The sequence below is a fragment of the Micromonospora sp. URMC 105 genome (genome assembly GCF_051386295.1).
GTDB lineage: Bacteria > Actinomycetota > Actinomycetes > Mycobacteriales > Micromonosporaceae > Micromonospora.
In genome coordinates, this window is the sequence record NZ_JBPQTL010000110.1 from 1 (window position 1) to 18,491 (window position 18,491).

The 18,491-nt window shown below is 72.1% G+C and carries 18 protein-coding genes and 1 tRNA gene; 6 read left to right on the forward strand and 13 right to left on the reverse strand.

All coding sequences use genetic code 11. The features are described from left to right. The 7 genes from pknB to ACSNN7_RS25230 all read right to left on the reverse strand — a co-directional run. Positions 1-1,726 (reverse strand): Stk1 family PASTA domain-containing Ser/Thr kinase (gene pknB, locus ACSNN7_RS25200; RefSeq protein WP_436683418.1); only part of this gene is annotated, 1,726 nt, incomplete at its 3' end. Next, positions 1,723-3,150: a protein kinase domain-containing protein gene (locus ACSNN7_RS25205; RefSeq protein WP_436683419.1), complete on the reverse strand. Its 1,428-nt coding sequence runs from the start codon at positions 3,148-3,150 to the stop codon at positions 1,723-1,725. The genes pknB and ACSNN7_RS25205, both read right to left, overlap by 4 nt. Position 3,151: 1 nt before the next feature. Next, entirely contained in the window at positions 3,152-4,657 is a 1,506-nt protein-coding gene (locus tag ACSNN7_RS25210; protein ID WP_436683420.1) for a peptidoglycan D,D-transpeptidase FtsI family protein, read from the reverse strand. Beyond that, on the reverse strand, positions 4,654-6,144 hold the full coding sequence (locus ACSNN7_RS25215) for an FtsW/RodA/SpoVE family cell cycle protein (RefSeq protein ID WP_436683421.1): 1,491 nt from the start codon (positions 6,142-6,144) through the stop codon (positions 4,654-4,656). Before ACSNN7_RS25215 ends, ACSNN7_RS25210 begins: the two co-directional genes overlap by 4 nt. Before the next feature lie 29 nt (positions 6,145-6,173). Beyond that, positions 6,174-7,592: a PP2C family protein-serine/threonine phosphatase gene (locus ACSNN7_RS25220; RefSeq protein WP_436683422.1), complete on the reverse strand. Its 1,419-nt coding sequence runs from the start codon at positions 7,590-7,592 to the stop codon at positions 6,174-6,176. Beyond that, positions 7,589-8,074 carry an FHA domain-containing protein FhaB/FipA gene (locus ACSNN7_RS25225; RefSeq protein WP_088959602.1) on the reverse strand — a complete coding sequence of 162 codons (486 nt, stop codon included), beginning with the start codon at positions 8,072-8,074 and terminating at the stop codon, positions 7,589-7,591. Before ACSNN7_RS25225 ends, ACSNN7_RS25220 begins: the two co-directional genes overlap by 4 nt. Before the next feature lie 6 nt (positions 8,075-8,080). Continuing rightward, positions 8,081-8,878, reverse strand: a complete 798-nt coding sequence (locus tag ACSNN7_RS25230; protein ID WP_436683423.1) for an FhaA domain-containing protein — start codon at positions 8,876-8,878, stop codon at positions 8,081-8,083. A 225-nt stretch (positions 8,879-9,103) separates the two neighbouring features. On the opposite strand from ACSNN7_RS25230, the gene ACSNN7_RS25235 reads away from it, so the two are divergent. The 3 genes from ACSNN7_RS25235 (at position 9,104) to ACSNN7_RS25245 (ending at position 11,178) form a co-directional block, all read left to right on the forward strand. After that, a tRNA-Leu gene (locus tag ACSNN7_RS25235) sits at positions 9,104-9,189 on the forward strand. A gap of 112 nt (positions 9,190-9,301) precedes the next feature. After that, positions 9,302-10,375, forward strand: a complete 1,074-nt coding sequence (locus tag ACSNN7_RS25240; protein ID WP_436683424.1) for an NAD-dependent epimerase/dehydratase family protein — start codon at positions 9,302-9,304, stop codon at positions 10,373-10,375. Continuing rightward, entirely contained in the window at positions 10,372-11,178 is an 807-nt protein-coding gene (locus tag ACSNN7_RS25245) for a WecB/TagA/CpsF family glycosyltransferase (protein WP_436683425.1), read from the forward strand. The genes ACSNN7_RS25240 and ACSNN7_RS25245 overlap by 4 nt, the downstream gene beginning before the upstream one ends. A gap of 103 nt (positions 11,179-11,281) precedes the next feature. Here ACSNN7_RS25245 and ACSNN7_RS25250 read toward each other — a convergent pair whose 3' ends face one another. Beyond that, positions 11,282-13,159, reverse strand: a complete 1,878-nt coding sequence (locus ACSNN7_RS25250) for a S8 family peptidase (protein ID WP_436683426.1) — start codon at positions 13,157-13,159, stop codon at positions 11,282-11,284. 215 nt (positions 13,160-13,374) lie between these two features. On the opposite strand from ACSNN7_RS25250, the gene ACSNN7_RS25255 reads away from it, so the two are divergent. Beyond that, positions 13,375-13,977, forward strand: coding sequence for a hypothetical protein (locus tag ACSNN7_RS25255; protein WP_436683427.1), 603 nt, complete (start codon positions 13,375-13,377; stop codon positions 13,975-13,977). Here the strand turns inward: ACSNN7_RS25255 and ACSNN7_RS25260 are convergent. The 3 genes from ACSNN7_RS25260 to ACSNN7_RS25270 form a co-directional block, all read right to left on the reverse strand. Next, complete coding sequence (locus ACSNN7_RS25260; RefSeq protein ID WP_436683428.1) at positions 13,945-14,352, reverse strand: hypothetical protein; 408 nt, start codon at positions 14,350-14,352, stop codon at positions 13,945-13,947. The genes ACSNN7_RS25255 and ACSNN7_RS25260 overlap by 33 nt on opposite strands. A 148-nt stretch (positions 14,353-14,500) precedes the next feature. After that, positions 14,501-14,722, reverse strand: coding sequence for a DUF397 domain-containing protein (locus tag ACSNN7_RS25265; protein WP_334453896.1), 222 nt, complete (start codon positions 14,720-14,722; stop codon positions 14,501-14,503). After that, positions 14,692-15,573, reverse strand: coding sequence for a helix-turn-helix domain-containing protein (locus ACSNN7_RS25270; protein WP_436683429.1), 882 nt, complete (start codon positions 15,571-15,573; stop codon positions 14,692-14,694). The genes ACSNN7_RS25265 and ACSNN7_RS25270 overlap by 31 nt, the downstream gene beginning before the upstream one ends. Before the next feature lie 635 nt (positions 15,574-16,208). Here ACSNN7_RS25270 and ACSNN7_RS25275 point away from each other — a divergent pair. Together ACSNN7_RS25275 and ACSNN7_RS25280 are read left to right on the forward strand one after the other, a co-directional pair. Then, entirely contained in the window at positions 16,209-16,493 is a 285-nt protein-coding gene (locus ACSNN7_RS25275) for a hypothetical protein (protein ID WP_334453893.1), read from the forward strand. Between the two features lie 101 nt (positions 16,494-16,594). Further along, entirely contained in the window at positions 16,595-17,080 is a 486-nt protein-coding gene (locus tag ACSNN7_RS25280) for a hypothetical protein (RefSeq protein WP_436683430.1), read from the forward strand. A 6-nt stretch (positions 17,081-17,086) separates the two neighbouring features. Here the strand turns inward: ACSNN7_RS25280 and ACSNN7_RS25285 are convergent, their stop codons facing one another. Both ACSNN7_RS25285 and ACSNN7_RS25290 read right to left on the reverse strand, forming a co-directional pair. Further along, positions 17,087-17,950 (reverse strand): PASTA domain-containing protein, encoded by an 864-nt coding sequence (locus ACSNN7_RS25285; RefSeq protein WP_436683431.1) that lies wholly within the window; start codon positions 17,948-17,950, stop codon positions 17,087-17,089. 125 nt (positions 17,951-18,075) lie between these two features. After that, on the reverse strand, positions 18,076-18,491 hold a 416-nt coding region (locus ACSNN7_RS25290; protein WP_436683432.1), incomplete at its 5' end, for a PASTA domain-containing protein.

The following is an 18,491-nucleotide window of genomic DNA, read 5'->3' on the forward strand; positions in this document are numbered from 1 at the left end:
GGGTCGGGGTGGGCGGGGTCGGCTCCTGGGTCGGCTCGGGGATGGACACCTCGATGGTGACCGTTCTGCCCTTGGGCAGGTCGGTACCCGGATCCGGGTTCTGCCCGCTGACCTTGCCGGCCTCCGCAGCCGGCACCTCGTCGCCGTCGCGGACCTTCACCTCGTAACCGGCGCTCTTCAGCTCGGCCCGGGCCTGCTCCTCGGTGAGGCCGATGACCCGCGGCACCTGACCCACGTTGCCCTTCGAGACGGTGACCGTGATCGTCGCACCCTCGGCGACCTTCGAGCCGGACGGCGGCGTCACCTTGATCACGTCGTTCTTCTCGCGGGGGCTGTCCGCGGTCTCCTGCACGACGGTGAAGCCTTGGGCCTCCAAGGTCGCCTTGACGCTCTCGTAGGTGCCACCCACCAGACCGGCCGGGACGGTCTTGGTGCCCGGACCGCCGCAGATTCTGACGGTGACCTGGCGATTCTCCTCCAGGCTGCTGCCGGCCGGCGGGCTCTGCTCGGCGACCGTGCCCTTCTTGCAGGCGGTGCTCAAGACCTCCTCACCGAGCCCCGGCACCAGACCGGCGTTGCGGATCTCGGTGAAGGCGGTGGCCTGGTCCTTGCCCGCGAGGTTCGGCACCTGGACCTTCTCCGGGCCACCGTTCTGCATCAGCAGCGCCGCCACCAGGGCGATCACCGCCAGCACCCCGACCGCGGCGAACGCGGCGATCACCCAGGCCGAGCTCTTGCGGCGGCCCGGGTCGCCGACCCGCGCCGGGACCTGCTGCCGGGTCTGCGCGCCGACGACCTGCGTCGGGTACCCGGCACCGGCGGCGGCCGGGGCCAGGTGCGCCGTCTCGTCCTGCGGCATGACCGGAGTGGCCAGCACCGGGCGGCCGGCGGCGGCCCGGAGCAGGTCCGCCCGCATCTCGCCGGCGCTCTGGTAGCGGTTGAGCGGGTTCTTCGACAGCGCCTTGAGCACGATCGCGTCGACCGCCGGGTTGACGTCCGGGTTGATGTCGCTCGGCGTCGGCGGGGCCTCCCGTACGTGCTGGTAGGCCACGCTCACCGGGCTGTCCCCGACGAACGGCGGGTGCCCGCAGAGCAGCTCGAAGAGCACGCAACCGCCGGCGTAGACGTCGGAACGGGCGTCCACGGCCTCGCCGCGTGCCTGCTCCGGGGAGAGGTACTGCGCGGTGCCGATGACCGCGCTGGTCTGGGTCATGGTGGTGGCGCCGCTGGCCAGGGCCCGGGCGATACCGAAGTCCATCACCTTGACCTGGCCGGTCTGGGTGAGCATCACGTTGCCGGGCTTGATGTCCCGGTGGATGATGCCGTGCCGGTGGCTGAACTCCAGCGCGGCGCACATGTCGGCGCAGATCTCCAGCGCCCGGCGCGGCTGGAGGCGCCCCTCGACCCCGAGGACCTCCTTCAGCGTCCGGCCGTTGACGAACTCCATGACGATGAACGGGAGGGTCTCGCCGGTCGGCGCGGTCTCCTCGCCGGTGTCGTAGACGGCGACGATCGCCGGGTGGTTCAGCGAGGCCGCGTTCTGTGCCTCGCGGCGGAACCGCATCTGGAAGGTGGCGTCCCGGGCGAGGTCGGTACGGAGCATCTTGATCGCGACGTCCCGGCCCAGCCGAAGGTCACGACCACGGTGGACCTCCGCCATGCCGCCGTAGCCGAGCAGCTCGCCGACCTGGTACCTGCCACCGAGCAGGCGGGCCTGCGCTGTCATCGCGTTCGTCGTCCTTCGCTCGTCGTCGTCTCGCCGCGATCCGGTCGGAGCCGTTCCACCCGACGGTACGACGTATGGGCCAGATCGTCGCGTCCGTACGCGCTCACCGCGCCGGACGTCACGCTCCGTGGGCCGGATGCGCCGGGATCACCGGTCAGCGCGCCCTGCCGCGCCCTGTAGGAAATCACGCCGGAGCAGACCAGGACCAGTACGGCCAGCAGGATGGCCACGGTCACCGTGCCTGACCTGGAACGACGCGGCGGAACGGAAGCCGGGACCGGTTGCCGGGCGTACCCGACGGGGCGGTCGGACCGGGTGGGAGCCGACGGCGCGACCCCGCGCGGCGGCACCGGCTGCGCGACCGGCGGCCGGGGCTGCGGCATCGCCGGGGCCGGGGGGCGCTGCGCCACGGCGGGCGGCTGCGGCTGCCGCGCGGCGACCGGCGGGCGGGCCTGGCCGGTGGCCGGCGGGCGGTGCTGCTGGCCCGACGCGACCGGCCGGTGCTGCTGGCGGGCGGCGGGGACCTGGGCCCGGGCCACCGGGGCGGCCGGAGAGGCGGGCGCCGCCGAGACCGGGCCGGCGTGCCCCCCGGCCCGTGCCTGCTGGGACAGCGCGAGCTTCGCCTGGCGGGCCACCGAGGCCAGCGCGGCGGCGCTGGGCCAGCGGGCGGCCGGGTCCTTCGCCAAGGCCCGCTCCACGATCGCCTTCACCTGCGGCGGGATGTCACCGGGCAGCGGCCGGGGCGTCTCCCGGACGTGCTTCATGGCGATCTCGAGCGGGTTGTCCCCGTCGAACGGGCGCCGGCCGGCCAGGCACTGGTACGCGACCACGCCGAGGGCGTACACGTCGGAGGCCGGGGTGGCGACCGCGCCAGTGGCCTGCTCCGGGGAGATGTACGAGGCGGTGCCGAGCACCGATCCGGCGGCCGTGAGCTGGCCGACCAGGTCGGAGCGGGCGATGCCGAAGTCGGTCAGCACCAGCGTCCCGTTCGGCCGCACCAGCAGGTTGCCCGGCTTCACGTCCCGGTGCACGATGCCCTTCTCGTGGGCGGCGTGCAGCGCGTCGGCGGCCTGGGCGACCAGCGCCATCGTCCGGGCCGGGGTGAGTCGGCCGACCCGGCCGAGCGTGGCCGACAGCGCGTCACCCTCGACGTACTCCATGATCAGGAAGGCGATCTGCTGGTCGCTGCCGAAGTCGTAGACGTCGACCACGCCCGGGTGGTTGATGGTCGCCATGGTCCGCGCCTCGCCCCGGAACCGCTCGGCGAAACCGGGATCGTCCAGCAGCGCCGGGAGCAGGCTCTTCACCGCCACCGTACGGCCCAGCACCTGGTCGGTGCCGCGCCACACGTCGCCCATGCCGCCGCTGGCGATCCGCTCGTCGAGGCGGTAGCGGTTGCCGAGCTGCACGCCGGGGTGAAGCATGTCAGCGGCCCCCGGAGTCGGCGATCGCCGCCCGCATGATCTGGCCGGCGATCCGGGCCGCCTCGGCGCTGCCGCCGCTGCCCGCCTCCTCCAGCACCACGCAGACCGCGGAGATCGGGGTGCCATTCTTGTCGAGGGCGAAACCGATGAACCAGCCGTGGTCGGGCGTCTGCGGCCCGGACTGGGCGGTGCCGGTCTTGCCGCCGACCGTGTAGCCGCTGATCTGCGCCTTGGTACCGCTGCCGCTCTGCACGACGGCGACCATCATCTCCCGCAGGTCGGCGGCGACCGTGCCGTCGACCGGCTGGCGCAGCTCCCGGGGCTTCGCGGTGTAGTAGCTGGTGGTGCGGTCCGGCGCGAGCAGCTGCCGGACCAGGTACGGACGCATCTGGCTGCCGCCGTTGGCGACCGCGCCGGCGATCAGCGCGCCCTGCAACGGGGTCATCTTGACGTCGCGCTGCCCGATCGAGGACTGGGCCAGCGCGGCCGGGTCGGTGCCGCCGCCGGGGGCCTCCATCGCGCCGGTGCGGCTCGGCGCGACGCCGAGGCCGTCCTCGCCGAGCTGGCCGACGGTGAGGTCGTCCTGCTCGAAGCCGAACTGGCGGGCCTTCTCCTTGACGGTGTCCGCGCCGAGCTTCACGCCGAGCTGGGCGAAGCCGGTGTTGCACGACTCGCGGACCGCCTCGATCAGGCTGACCTGCGGCTCCGGGCAGATCGACGGAGCGGCGTTGCGGATCGGGGCACCCGAGGTGGGCGGGGTCCAGCTGGCCCCGGCCGGGATCTGGGTGCTCTTGCCGACCCCGTTCTCCAGCGCCGCGGCGGCGACCACGATCTTGAAGGTCGAGCCGGGGGGCAGCGTCTCGGCGAGCGCGCGGTTCTTCAGCGGGCCGTCCGGGTCCTGCTCCAGCCGGTTGTACGCGGCGGAGGCCTGGTTCGTGTCGTGGTCGGCCAGCGGATTCGGGTCGAAGCTGGGCATCGAGACGAGCGCCTGCACCGCCCCGGTACGCGGGTCGATGGCGATCGCCGCGCCCTTCTTCACCCCGTTGTTGTTGTTCCGCAGCTGCTCGTACGCGGTGTCCTGGGCGCGCTTGGAGAGGGTGAGCAGCACGTTGCCGCCACCGGTCTCGTCGCCGGTGAACATGTCCTTGATCCGGTTGGCGATCAGCGCGTCGCTGGTGCCGGCCAGGAACTCGTTCTCCACCCGCTCGATGCCGGTGTCCGCCAGGTTGACCGGCTTGTAGCCGAGCACGTGCGCGTACTTCGCCCCACCGGGGTAGGTACGCAGGTACTTCAGCTTGCCGCTGGTCTCCTTGCTGGTGGCGAAGGCGGTGCCGCCGGCCTCGATGTTGCCGCGCCGGCGCTCGTACTCGGCCACCTGGACCCGGCCGTTGTAGTCGCTGTTGCGGTACTCGTCGGCCTTGTAGGCCTGGATCCAGTTGAGGTTCGCGAAGAGCAGACCGAACAGGACCATGACAACGACGCCGACGCGGCGCAGGGGTGCGTTCACGGGCGGATCACCTCCGTGGGGGCACCGTGCAACTGCTCCGGCGCGCCGCCGCCGGGCCGGGCCGCCGCCCCGGAGCCCTGCTTCACCGGGCGGCGGGCCGCGTCGGAGATCCGCAGCAGCACCGCGATGAGCAGCCAGTTGGCCATCAGCGACGAGCCACCGGCGGAGAGGAACGGCGTGGTCTGGCCGGTCAGCGGGATGAGCTTGCTGATCCCGCCGACGATCACGAAGACCTGGAGCCCGAGCGTGAAGGCCAGGCCGCCGGCGACCAGCTTGCCGAACGAGTCCCGCACGGCGAGCCCGGCCCGCAGGCCCCGCTCGACGATCAGCAGGTAGGTCACCAGCAGCGCGGTGAGCCCGAACAGGCCGATCTCCTCACCGATGCCGGCGAAGATGAAGTCGTTGTGCACCTCGGGGATCTCCAGCGGCTCGCCGGCGCCCGGGCCGGTGCCGAAGAGGCCACCGCTGCCCAGGCCGAGCAGGCCCTGCACCAGCTGGTAGCCCCGGTCGTACGGCTCGGCGAACGGGTCCAGCCAGATCTCGGCCCGGGTGTAGAAGTTGAGGAACGGCCCGCCGACGGTGCCACCCAGCACGTACGCGAGGTAGGCGCCGCCGAAGAAGAGCACCAGACCGATCAGCAGCCAGCTGACCCGTTCGGTGGCGATGTAGAGCGTCACCACGAACATGCCGAAGTAGAGCAGCGAGGTGCCGAGGTCCTTCTCGAAGACCAGGACCAGAAGGCTGATCAGCCACACCACGACCACCGGGCCGAGGTCCCGGCCACGGGGGAAGTCGATGCCGAGGATCCGGCGGCTGGCCAGCGAGAGCACCTCGCGCTTGCGGACCAGGTAGTAGGCGAAGAAGACCAGCAGGGCCAGCTTGGCGAACTCACCGGGCTGGATGGAGAAGCCGCCGATCCGGACCCAGAGCTTGGCACCGTTGATCTCGGAGAACCGGCCGGGCAGCACGGCCGGGATCATCACCAGCACGATGCCGGCCAGGCCCAGGGTGTACGCGTACCGGGAGACCGAGCGGTGGTCACGCATCAGGGCGAGCAGCCCGGCGGCGAGCACCACCGAGGCGAGCGTCCAGGCGAGTTGGCGACCGCCGGTGCCGGCGAAGACGGCCAGCGTCTCCCGCTCCGCCGGGGCCGCCTCGCCCAGGTCGAGGCGGCGCAGGAAGCCGACCCCGATCCCGTTGAGCAGGGCGACCGCCGGCAGCAGGGCCGGGTCGGCGAACGGGGCCAGCCAGCGGATGACCAGGTGCATGCCGAGGAAGACCACGCCCAGCACCGCTGCCGGCATCCAGAAGTCCGCGGTGACGGTGTCGAGCATGTTCGCCTCGACGATCGCCGCGTACGCCGCCACCAGCACCATGGCCAGCAGCAGCAGGGAGAGCTCCGCGTTGCGCCGGGACCGGGCCAGGCGTACGCCGGGCTGCTCGCCCGTCGTGACGGGCGAGGCTGCCGGTGCTGCCGCTGCGGTCAAGGATCGTTCCTCGGGCTCTCAGCCGACATTCACTCGGTCGACCGGCAGCCCGCCGGGTCCACGACCGGCGGAACCGGGTCGGAGGCCGGGGCGTCGGGCGTGGTGGTCGGCGCGGGAGTGACGGTGCCGGCCGGACCGCCGCTGGCGGCCGGGGTGGGCGCGGCCGGGCTGCGGGTCGCCGTGACCGCGGCGGCGCTCGGCGTCGCGGTCGGGCTCGGCGGGCAGGCCGGCTTCAGGTTGGGGTTGGCCGGGTCCTCGCTGGTGAGCTCGGCCAGCCGGCGGATCGCGTCGGGCCTGCTCTTGGCCTGGATGCCCTGCTTGACCTGCTCCTGGGCGGCGAGGGTCAGGTCGTCCAGCTTGGCCTGGCTCTCCGAGTGCACGCTGGACAGGTTCAGCCCGGCGACCTGGCCGGGGACCCCGCGGAAGACCGCGAGCTGCCCCTGCTCGGTCGCGCCGACGTAGTACTGCCGCTGGGTGTAGCTCCAGCCGGCGAAGAGACCGCCGCCCAGGATCACCAGCAGCGCCGTCAGCATCGCCACGGTGCGCAGCGGCCGGCGGCCGGCCCGCTCGGGCTCGTCGTCGCGGTTGGCGGCCGGATCCTCCGGCACCGGGGGTCGCGGCGCGGAGAGCGCCGAGGCGCGGGCCGCCGGGGTGGAGACGTCGGCGGACGTGGCCATGCCCCGGTCCCGGGCGGCGGCGCCGCCGACGATCGGGCTCGCCTCGACGATGTCCTGGTCGGTGGCGTCCGCGATGATCACGGTGATGTTGTCCGGGCCGCCGCCGCGGAGCGCGAGCTGCACCAGCCGCTCGACGCACTGCTGCGGGTCGGTGTACTCCCGCATGGTGTCGGCGATGGTGTCCGCGCTGACCACGCCGGAGAGCCCGTCGCTGCAGATCAGGTAGCGGTCACCGGGCAGCACCTGGCGGACGCTGTACTCCGGGTCGATGTCGCGGCCGTCGAGGGCCCGGGTGAGCAGCGAGCGCTGGGGGTGGCTGCTCGCCTCCTCCGCGCTGATCCGGCCCTCGTCCACGAGCATCTGGACGTAGGTGTCGTCCTTGGTGATCTGCGCGAACTCGCCGTTGCGCAGAAGGTAGGCCCGCGAGTCACCGATGTGGACCATGCCGAGCTTGCTGCCGGAGAAGAGGGTCGCGGTGAGCGTGGTGCCCATCCCCTCCAGCTGCGGATTGGCGTCCACGGTGTCGCGGAGCTGCTGGTTGGCGGTGCCCACGGCCGAGCGCAGCGCGTCGACGAGAGCGTCCCCTGGGACGTCCTCGTCGAGCGGCGCCATGGCACCGATGACGATGTTGCTGGCGACGTCACCGGCGGCCATGCCGCCCATGCCGTCGGCGACGGCGAGAAGCCGCGGCCCGGCGTAGACGGAATCCTGATTTCCGTCTCGGATCAGACCGCGGTCGCTGTGGGCCGCATAGCGCAGGGTCAGAGTCATGGCCGTAATTCGAGAGAAGTGCGGCCGATCCGGATCGGCACGCCGAGGGGGACGGGGGTTGGTCCGGTGACCTTAGCGCGATCCAGGTAGGTGCCGTTAGTCGAGCCCAGGTCCTCCACGAACCACTGCCCTTCGCGCGGCACCAGCCGGGCGTGCCGCGCGGAGGCGTAGTCGTCGGTGATGACGAGGGTGGAGTCCTCGGCCCGCCCGATGGTGATCTGCGCTTCGCCGAGGGTGATCCGGGTACCGGCGAGCTGGCCGGCGGTGACCACCAGCTGGTGCGCGGCCCTGCCCCGCTTCACCTTCGCCGGTTTCGCCGCCTGCCCGGTGGAGGCGCCCACCGCGCGTGGCGCGGCCACCAGCCGGCCCGACCGGGCTCCTGCGAAGAGGTCACGGCGGATCACGCCGACCACCGTGAACACGAAGATCCACAGCAGGATGAGGAACCCGAACCGGGCGACGGTGATGACGAGCTCCGGCAAGGCGCGTCAGCCGTCCACGCGGAAGGTCAGGGTGGTCGTACCCAGCTGGATCATGTCGCCCGGGTTGAGGGCGACCGCGGAGACGCGCTGGCCGTTGACCATCGTGCCGTTGGTCGACCCGAGATCGGTCAGCACGACCTGGCCGCCGTCGAAATCCAGCCGGGCGTGTCGCCGGGAGATGCCGACGTCGGGCAGACGCAGGTTGGCCTGGTCACCGCGACCGATCACCGTCGACCCCATCTGGAGCGGGTAGGTGCGGCCGTCGCCGGAGACCAGCCGGACGTTGCGCGCCCCGCCGCCGCCGTGTCCCGGCGGCGGGCCGTAGCCGCCGCCCTGGTCGTACGCCGGGTACGCCGGCGGGCCGGCGTCGTAGCCGCCGGGCGCGGAGACCGGGGCGACCTCGCCACCGGTGTAGACCTCGGCCGTGACCCGGAACATGCCGGTGTCCAGCCCCTCGCCGCGTTCGATCTCGACGATCACGTCGCCGTAGACCGTCCACGCCTGCTCGCCGATGAACTCCGCCTGCGACTGGGCCAGTTCCTGGGCCAGCGCGGCGGCGTACGGCGCCAGCCGACTGTGGTCGTACGGCGAGAGATCGATCACGTAGCGGTTGGGCACCAACGTGCGCCCACCAGCCAGGATGGCCTTGTGCGCCTCGGCCTCCCGCTGCATGGCGTTGAGGATCTCCACGGGGTGGACCACCCCTTTGAAGACCTTGGCGAAGGCCCCTTCGACCAGGCCTTCCAGACGCTTCTCGAAGCGTTGCAGCACGCTCACCGGCTCCTCCTCGGGTCCCGAGGACATGATGGTATCCGGCCGGGGCGCATGCAGCTCGCGCGCCGCTCGGCGGCCTCGTGGCGGGCCGTTCGGAAGGGGCGCTCCGGGCGTGCTAATGTTTCGTCCGCCGAGAACGGTGACCGCTCCACGGAGCGTAGCCGGTCGAGGCGATGACGCAGGACACGTCGGATGTCCCGGGCCCGCTGGCGACAGCGGGATCGGCACCGGCTACAGTGTTCGAGGTCAAGCCACGGGGAAGTGGCGGAATGGCAGACGCGCACGGTTCAGGTCCGTGTGTCCGAAAGGACGTGGGGGTTCAACTCCCCCCTTCCCCACCAGATGTTCGAGGGCTCCGCAGGTCTGCGGGGCCCTCGACTCGTATCGGGGGCGTGCCGTACGTCACGCTATGCTCCGATGGTTTCTGAGCCTCCTACTGATCAGGAGTGGCGTGTGAGTGTCGCGTTGGTGACCGGATCGGGCGGTCTGATCGGGTCCGAGGCGGTCCGGCACTTCGCCGGCCTCGGCCTCGACGTGGTCGGCATCGACAACGACATGCGGCAGGAGTTCTTCGGCGCCGAGGCGTCGACCGCGTGGAACGTCCGGCGGCTCGCCGACGAGCTGGGGTCGGCGTACTCGCACCACAGCATCGACATCCGCGACCGGGACACGCTGGCGAAGCTCTTCGCCCGCTACGGCCGCGACGTCGCCGTGGTGATCCACACCGCCGCGCAGCCCTCGCACGACTGGGCGGTCCGCGACCCGTTCACCGACTTCGACGTCAACGCCGGCGGCACCCTCAACATCCTGCAGAACGTGCGGGAGCACTGCATCGAGGCGCCGGTGATCCACTGCTCGACCAACAAGGTCTACGGCGACCGGCCGAACAGCCTTCCGCTGGTGGAGCAGGAGACCCGCTGGGAGATCGAGCCGGGGCACCCGTACGAGCAGGGCATCCGCGAGGACATGTCGATCGACGCCTGCCTGCACTCGGTCTTCGGCGCCTCCAAGGTCGCCGCCGACGTGATGGTGCAGGAGTACGGCCGCTACTTCGGCATGAAGACCGCCTGCTTCCGGGGCGGCACGCTGACCGGCCCGGCGCACTCCGCGACCGAGCTGCACGGCTTCCTCGGGTACGTGATGCGGGCGAACATGGAGCGCCGCACGTACAAGATCTTCGGCTACCAGGGCAAGCAGGTCCGGGACGCGATCCACAGCTCGGACGTGGTCTCCGCGTTCGAGGCGTTCTTCCGCAACCCGCGCTCGGCCGCGGTCTACAACCTCGGCGGCGGCCGACACTCGAACACCTCCAACCGGGAGGCGTTCGCGCTGGCCGAGCAGATCACCGGCGTGGAGATGGTCACCGAGTACGTCGAGGCGAACCGGATCGGCGACCACAAGTGGTGGATCGGCTCGAACGAGGCCTTCCAGGCCGACTACCCGGACTGGAAGCAGGTCTACGACGTACCGATGATCATGCGCGAGATCTACGAGGCCAACGTCGACAAGTGGGTGCCGCAGGCATGAGCGGACAGACCAAGCGCAACGTCCTCGGCGTCCTCGTCGACGCGACCGACTACGCCTCGGCGACCGAGCAGGTGGTGGCCGCGGCGCGTGATCGCCGGCCGCTGGCACTGACCGCGCTGGCCGTGCACGGGGTGATGACCGGCGTGCTCGACCGGGCGCACAACGCCCGGCTGAACTCCTTCGACGTGGTCACCCCGGACGGCCAGCCGGTGCGCTGGGCGCTCAACCTGCTGCACGGCGCGAACCTGTCGGACCGGGTCTACGGGCCGACGCTGACGCTGCACGTGCTGCACCGCTTCGCCGAGGAGGGGCTGCCGGTCTACCTGTACGGCTCCACCGAGGAGACCCTCGGCAAGCTGATTCCGGCGCTGGAGCGGATGTTCCCCGCGCTGAAGATCGCCGGGGTGGAACCGTCGAAGTTCCGCCAGGTCCAGCCGGGTGAGGACGTCGAGATCGCCGACCGGATCCGGGCCAGTGGGGCCCGGCTGGTCCTGGTCGGCCTCGGCTGCCCGCGCCAGGAGGTCTTCACGTACGCCATGCGGCCGCTGCTGGACATGCCGCTGATGGCGGTCGGCGCGGCCTTCGACTACCACGCCGGTCTGCTCAAGCAGCCGCCCGCGTGGATGCAGCGGGCCGGGCTGGAGTGGTTCTGGCGGCTCGGCCTGGAGCCGAAGCGGCTCTGGCGCCGGTACGTCATCCTCAACCCGGCGTACCTGACCCGCCTCGCCGGCCAGAAGACCGGCCTGTGGAAGGCGCGGCCACCGGCACCGGCCACCGAGCGTCCCGCCACCTTCGCGGTCTGACCCCGCACGGCCCGCCGTCCGACGGCGGTCGCGCCACAGCGGGACCGGCACGACACGGCGCGGGGCCCCTTCCGGTGGGAAGGAGCCCCGCGGTGGGCGTGCGTCAGAGGGTCAGGGTCCAGGTGTTGAGGTAGCCGGTGTCGCCGGAGTAGACGTCCCGCACCTGGAGTCGCCAGGTGCCGTTCGCCGCCTCGGACGAGAGGTTCGCGGTGTAGGTCGCGTTGACGTTGTCGGCGCCGTCGAAGTAGCTGCTGTTCTTCAACCGGTACGCGGAGCCGTCCGGGGCGACCAGGTCGATGACCAGGTCACCGCGGTAGGTGTGCACGATGTTCACCGCGACGGTCGATGCCGACGAGGCGTTGCGGGCACACCCGGAGATCGCGATCGAGCTGGACACCGTGGCGCCGGTGTCCGGGATCGCGACGTCCGTGCCGTTACTGCCGGAGCAGCCGCCGCCACCCGAGCCGGTCACCGTCAGCGAGTACGTCGCCGTACGGGTGCCCGACGCGGCGGTCCCCGTGACGGTAATGGTGTACGTGCCGGGCGGAGTGCTCGCCGAGGTGGCGATGGTGAGCGTCGACGAGCCGCCCGAGGTGACCGTGGACGGGTTGAAGGACGCGGTCGCACCGGCCGGCAGGCCGCTGGCGGAGAGGCTGACCGACTGCGCGGAGCCGTTGGTGGTGGCGGTGGCCACGGTGGCGGTCACCGAACCGCCGGGCGCGGTGGAGCCGGAGGTCGGCGACACCGAGACCGAGAAGTCGTTGGTGGGCGGCGGGGTGGTGCCGTTGGCCACGTGGAGCAGCCGGTTCGGGGTGCCGGTGCCCACGTTGGTCACCACGTTCGGAGTGGCCTCGTTGACCAGGCTGTCCCGTACCTGCTGCGGGCTCCAGGCCGGGTTTGCCGAGAGGACGAGCGCCGCAGCGCCGGCGACGTGCGGAGACGCCATCGACGTGCCGCTGATGGTGTTCGTCGCGGTGTTGCCGGTGTACCAGGCGGAGGTGATGTTGACGCCCGGAGCCAGGATGTCGACGCAGGTGCCGAAGTTGGAGAAGCTCGCGGCGGCGTCGTTGTTCTGGGTGGCGCCGACGGTGATCGCCGAGCCGACCCGGGCCGGGGAGTAGTTGCAGGCGTTCTGCCGGTTGCCGAAGATGTCGCCGTTGCCGGCGGCGACGGCGTAGGTGATGCCGGAGTTGATGGAGTTGGTGACCGCCGTGTCGATCGAGCTGTTGGCGGAGCCACCGAGGCTCATGTTCGCCACCGCCGGCTTCACCGCGTTCGCGGTCACCCAGTCGATGCCCGCCACGACCTGGGCGTTGGTGCCGCTGCCCTGGCAGTTCAACACCCGGACGCCGACGATCTGGGCGCCCTTGGCCACGCCGTACGAGGAGCCGCCGACGGTGCCCGCGACGTGCGTGCCGTGCCCGTTGCAGTCGTCGGCGGAGCCGCCGTCCACCGCGTCGAAGCCGGAGACCGCCCGGCCGCCGAAGTCGTTGTGCCCGAACAGCACCCCGGTGTCGATGACGTAGGCGCGCACGTTGGAGGCCGTGTTCGGGTAGGTGTACGAACTGTTCAGCGGCAGGTTGCGCTGGTCGATCCGGTCCAGGCCCCAGGAGGGCGGGTTGGTCTGGGTGCCGGAGATGGTGACCGTGTGGTTCTGTTCGACGTACGCCACGGCGGGGTCGGCGGCGATCCGGGCCGCCGCCGTCGCGCTGACCTTGACCTCGAAGCCGCGCAGCGCGGCGGTGTAGGTGCGGGCGACCTGGCCGCCGTGCCTTCCGACCAGCCGCCGGGCGTTGTCACCCACCTGGCTGCGGCCGACGGCGCTGTCCTTGAGGACCACGATGTAGCTGTCCGGCACGGCGGTCGCCCCGCCCGCTTCCCGGATCACCCCGACGGGCTCGGCGGCCATGGCGGGTGCGGCGGTCGCCACCATCGCGAGCGTGGCCACCCCCACGAGTGCGGATCGGTGTGAAAGACCCATCTCCCTACCTCCCTCGGACCGGCAGCCGACCGTCCACCCGCCAACAAGGTTGATCGATGGTTGCCGATCCAATTGAGGGTAGATCGACAGGACGCCGGAGTTAAACATGTCGAAGCGTCCATAACTCCAGCGAGATGCCCCTACGGGTGAGGTAGGGGACGAACCGGGGGCCGGCCCCGGATCCGTCGGCCGCCGAACTGAACGAGGCTGACCACATGGATGGCCATCTCATCGTTCTGCTGCCGATCGCCGCAGCCTGGCTGGTCGCCGGCGTGGTGGCGGACCGACTGCCCCGGCTGGACCGCGCCCGCGCACTCCGCCGGCGTACCGGATGGTTGCTGGCCCTGACCCTGACCGGCCTCGGCCTGACGGCGGCGGTGCTGGCGGTCGGCCTGACCAGTGCCGGTGCGACGCCCGTCGACCGGGCCGCCGCCGGTCTCGGCCTGGCCGCCGTCCCGGCGCTCGCCGTCGCGGTCTGCACGGTACGACGGCTGCGCCGGCTCCGGGCCGGCGCAGGCGCGTTCGCCACCGCGCCGGAGACGCCGGCGCCGCACGGCCTGCGGGCCGCCGGGGCGCATCCGTTGATCGGGCTGCCGGTGCAGGTCACCGCCCTGGCCACGATGCCGCCCGTGCTCTCGGCCGCGGGGCTGGACCTGGCCGCCGATCCCCGCCTGGCCGGACCGGCCGTCACCCTCGGCGGCCTCGCGATGATCGGGATGGGGGTACGCCTGGCGCTGCGGCACAGCCGGCTCGCCGAGCGGGCGTTACCGGAGCCGACGGCACCCTCAGCGCGTGCGGCTCGGCCCCTGCACGTATAGCAGCTCCAGGATCGCCCGGGTCGCCTCGAACCAGCGATCCAGCCAGCCGGGCGGCGGCACGCTCCCCTTCGGAGGCAGCTCCATCAGCAGGCCGCGCAGCAACGGGTGGTCGACCAGCGACTCGGTCTGCTCCAGCGGCCACCCGGCGGGCGGGAACGAGGGCTCGGTCAGCGGGTTCGGGTCGAGCGAGGGCAGCGTCAGCGGCGGCCCGGCCTGTTCCGGCGCGGCCGACCCGGCGTCCCGCCCGCCAACCTCAGTGTCGGTGGACACGACCTCGGTGAGCACGGTGTCCCGGCGCGCGCCGCGGTACTTGCCGCCGAAGCGCTCGGCCTTGCCCGGCCCATTGGTGAGGTTGTCTGAACCGATCGTCGTCATCCGTCTCGCCTGCCTCGCTCGGTTTCCGATCCGTGCGGCGGGTTGTCGACCAGCGCCGTGTCGACGGGTTCAACGAGACGGAACGCAAGTGGCGACGGGCCGACCGGGCAGATCCCGGCCGACCCGTCTCAACGCCACGCTGCGTCGATCAGTGCTGGACGAGCCCGCCGCTCCGCGCGCCGGCGACGAAGGCGTGCCAGTCACCTGGAGCGAAGACCAGGGCCGGCCCTGTCTTGTCCTTCGAATCCCGAACGCCGACCGCCCCGGTCACGTACGCCACCTCGACGCAGTTGTCACAGTTCGGACCGCTCTTCGAGCTCTTGAACCATGTCGCGTACGTCAGGTCCACGGGGAATTCCTTGGTCGCCATTTCCACAGCGGCTCCTCTGCCAGTTTTGCGATGTGAGCTATGGATTCCTCCGGGCGAATGGCCGCTGCTCGAATGTGATCGAAGATGAAGCTGTACTTCTGCAGTTCGTCGCTCTTCTCCAGGAAGAGCCCACCCGTGGCGTTCTCCGCGTACACGACATCGGGATCACTCGGTTCGGGGAAGCTGAGAATGGTGAAGGTGCCGTCCATGCCGGCGTGCGCTCCCACCTCGAAGGGCAGGACCTGGAGCGTCACGTTCGGCAATTCCGCCACTTCCACCAACCGCTGGAGCTGGCCACGCATCACCGCGTCGCCGCCCACCGGCCGGCTCAGCACCGCCTCATCGAGCACCACCCACAAATCGACCGGATCGTCCTGGGTCAACAACGACTGACGGCCCAGACGGACACGCACCCGCTGCTGCACCTGGTCGACGGTGAAGTCCGGGCGGGCCGCCCGGATCATCGCGCCGGCGTACTCCTCGGTCTCCAGCAGGCCCGGGACCACCTGCTGTTCGTACGCGCGGATCGAGCTCGCCGCCGCCTCCAGGCCGACGTAGGCCCCGACCAGCACCGTGCTGTACGGATGCCACCAGCCCTTCTGCCGGGCCTCCCGGGCGATCTGCACGAGCTCGTCGCTCTCAACGCCCACCACGCCGTAGATCCGCAGCATGTCGCGGACGTCGCGCGGGGTGGCCGAGGTGTGGCCCGTCTCGATCCGGGAGATCTTCGAGGCGGAGCATTCGAGCTGCTCGGCCACCGTCTCGATGGTGATCCCCGCCGCCTCGCGCTGGCGGCGCAGTTCGGCGCCCAGCCGGCGACGCCGGATGGTGGGGCTGCGCCGCTCGCTCACCGCGTGACTCCGCGGCTCGCCGGGCGGTGCTGCCCGTTCCTCGCGCTCACCCGGTTACCTCCCGGTGGCTCGCGCCTGCGTCGACAACCCGCCGAGGCGCGACCGACGAACGGCGGGCGATCGTTCGCGGCAGGGGTGGTCCCGGTCGTCGACCGGCCGCGTCGGGCGAAACCGGCGTCCAGTGTGCCGCTCCGGGGTCGGCGTCATCAAGCGCCTCGTTCACGTGTCGCGCTCGCGTATCGGCAAAAGTCGACGTGCAACTTGCATGTCGCACGTCGCTGATGCACTCTGTCCGTATGGCTCGGGTTACTCACCGTCTCCCCACGCTCACCCGGTTCCGCAACCAAGCCGGCGGCGTGACGACGGCCGGGCACCCCGTTCCAGCTGCGACAACGAGACCTGCCCCGGGGTGATGACCCCGCCGCTGCACGCCCGACGGCTGCGGCGGCGGGAGCGGTACCCGGGAGCAGCACGGTGATGGTCGGGTGGCGGTCCGCCACCAGCGGGTACGGCCCGACCACCGCCACCGATCCACCGGTCGACGAGACACGACCCCGCGACCGGGCCAGAAAAGCAGCTTCCCCCGATCACCTCCGGTCGGCACACCGCCGGCCATTCCTTCCCCAGGAGCCCATGTGCTTCCCCGCTCCGGTGACGTACTGCACGTGACTCGCGCGGCGAGTGTCCAGTTCATCCGGCCCATCACGTTCCGGGTCATCCGGGTACTCGACTGGCCCACCTACGACGGTTGGCTCTGGCTCGACGGTTACGAGTTGAACGCGGCGGGGGACGCGGTCAACCGACGGTCGATCTTCGTACAGGAGGCCGGTCTCCGGCAGCTCCAGGCGGCACCCGTGCCGCGCCAGCACACCGTACGGACCCGACGGACCATCAACCGCGCCCCGGTGGCGGTCGGCTGACCTCCGCCATTACCCGGTCGGGGGGCGTGCCGTCGCCATAGACTCGGTACGCCCACCCCGGCAAAGTCACCACCCCGCGCGTCCCGGACCCTGAACCTGGGATGGCCATGGTCGATATGCCCGCCGCGCGGCGGCACCACAGGTCCCGTATCGGTTACGCCTTCGGGCTGCTGGCGCTGGTCGGCGCCGTCACCACCATCGTGGTGGTGGTGCGCTATCCGGCCGAGTCGGCGACCCGGCTGGCCGAACCGGTCCCCGCTCCCGAGATCACCGTCGGCGAGCAGGGCTCACCACCTCCCGACGACGGCGACCACGGCTACCCGGACGAGTCCGACTACCCGATGGACCTCGCCGCGCCCGGCGACCACCCGTACGACGCCGCACCGGAGAGCGGGGCGGACGCCTCGCCGGGTCCGCGAGACCGCACCGGGTCCCAGCCGGGGGCCGGCGGCGGCGAGGCGGCCCTGGCCGGCACGGCCGACGCCCGGCAGGCCCTCAGCCAGTCGCTCTTCTACTCCGGCCTGCTCGGACTGACCATCTCACTGGCCGGGCTGGGCCTGGTCGGCACGAGACGCCGGATGTGGTGAACCCGCTCATTCGGTGGGCGTGACCCCGGGGCTCGGCTCGTCCGGCTCGGTCGGTGTCGGCGACGGGGCGGCAGCCACCACCAGTGTCACCTCGTCGTCCGCGTCCACCAGCTCACCCGCCTCCGGGTCGGTCTCGATCACCGTGCCGGGCGGCTGCTCCGCGGACTCCCGGGTCCGCACCCGGTACGACAGGTCTAGCCGGTCCAGGATCCGCTCGGCCGACGCCCGCGGCAGCCCCACCAGGGGCGGCACCGGAATCCGGGCCGGCGCGGTGGTGGCCGGGGTGCTGGGCGCCCCGGTGGTCGGGGCGGCGCTCGTCGGCGCGGCCGTGGTTACCGGCACGCTCGTGGGTGACGGCGGCAGAGTCGGCTCCCGGTCCCGCTCCTCGGCCGCCCGCAGCACCAGCCAAATCCCCGTGCCGAGGGCAGCGAGCAGCAGCAGCGCCAGGATGCCCAGCAGGATCGGCATCCACCAGCGGCGTCCGCGCTGCTCCTCGCCGTACCACTCGGTCGGCTCCCGGTAGTCGACCGGACGCGGCGGCGGCACCCCGGCCCGCCCCGACCAGACGGCCGGCGCGGCCGGCGCGGTCTGCTCCGGCACGGCGTTCGGCGGCAGCGGCCGGGTCCTGTCGATCGGCTCGTGCCGGGCGGTCGCGTCCGGGGGCTCGTGGCGGGCCGTGGCGTCCAAGGGCTCGTGGCGGGCCGTGGCGTCCAAGGGTTCGTGCCGGACGGTCGCGTCGAGCGATGGCTGCGGTCCGGGGTGGCCCGGCTGGGCGGCGTCTTCCTGGGCGCGGGGCAGCGCGCGGGTCCGGTCGTCGGCGGCGGGCAGCGGGCGGGTCGCGTCGTCGGCGGGCTCCTGGCGGTCGCTCATCGCACGTCCTCTCCCACCGGGAAGGCGTCGTGGCCCTCGACGGTCCACGGTAACGGTCGGGGTCACCAGCCGCCGGGAACGGCGTGGTGACCTGGCCCGTGTCCCAGCAGCGCGGGCGCGGGCGCCTAGTCCTCCGCCGCTCCGCAGGAGATGGCGACCTCGTCGTTCCAGTGGCGGGTCGCGTCGGGCTCGGGGGCCTGGGACTGCACCTTGCCGACCCGGCCGGTGCGGTAGCGCGGGTAGAAACCGCGTTCGACGATGGTGGCGGCGGCGTCGGCGCAGTCGTAGTCGTCCAGGTCGGGCACCTCGGCCTCCGGCGCGGGCCCGGCGACGTACACCTTGACGGTGGTGCCCTGGCTCACCCGGGTGCCCGGGGCGGGATCGAGGCGCTCCACCTTCTCCCCGGAGCCCGTGCCGAAGATGAGCCGCCAGCCCAGCTTCCGGTCCCGCAGGTCGCTGCGGACCCCCTCGAAGCCGTCGCCGACCACGTCGGGCACCGTCACGTACCCGCTGGGGGCGCTGCTCGACGCCGCGGGGGCGG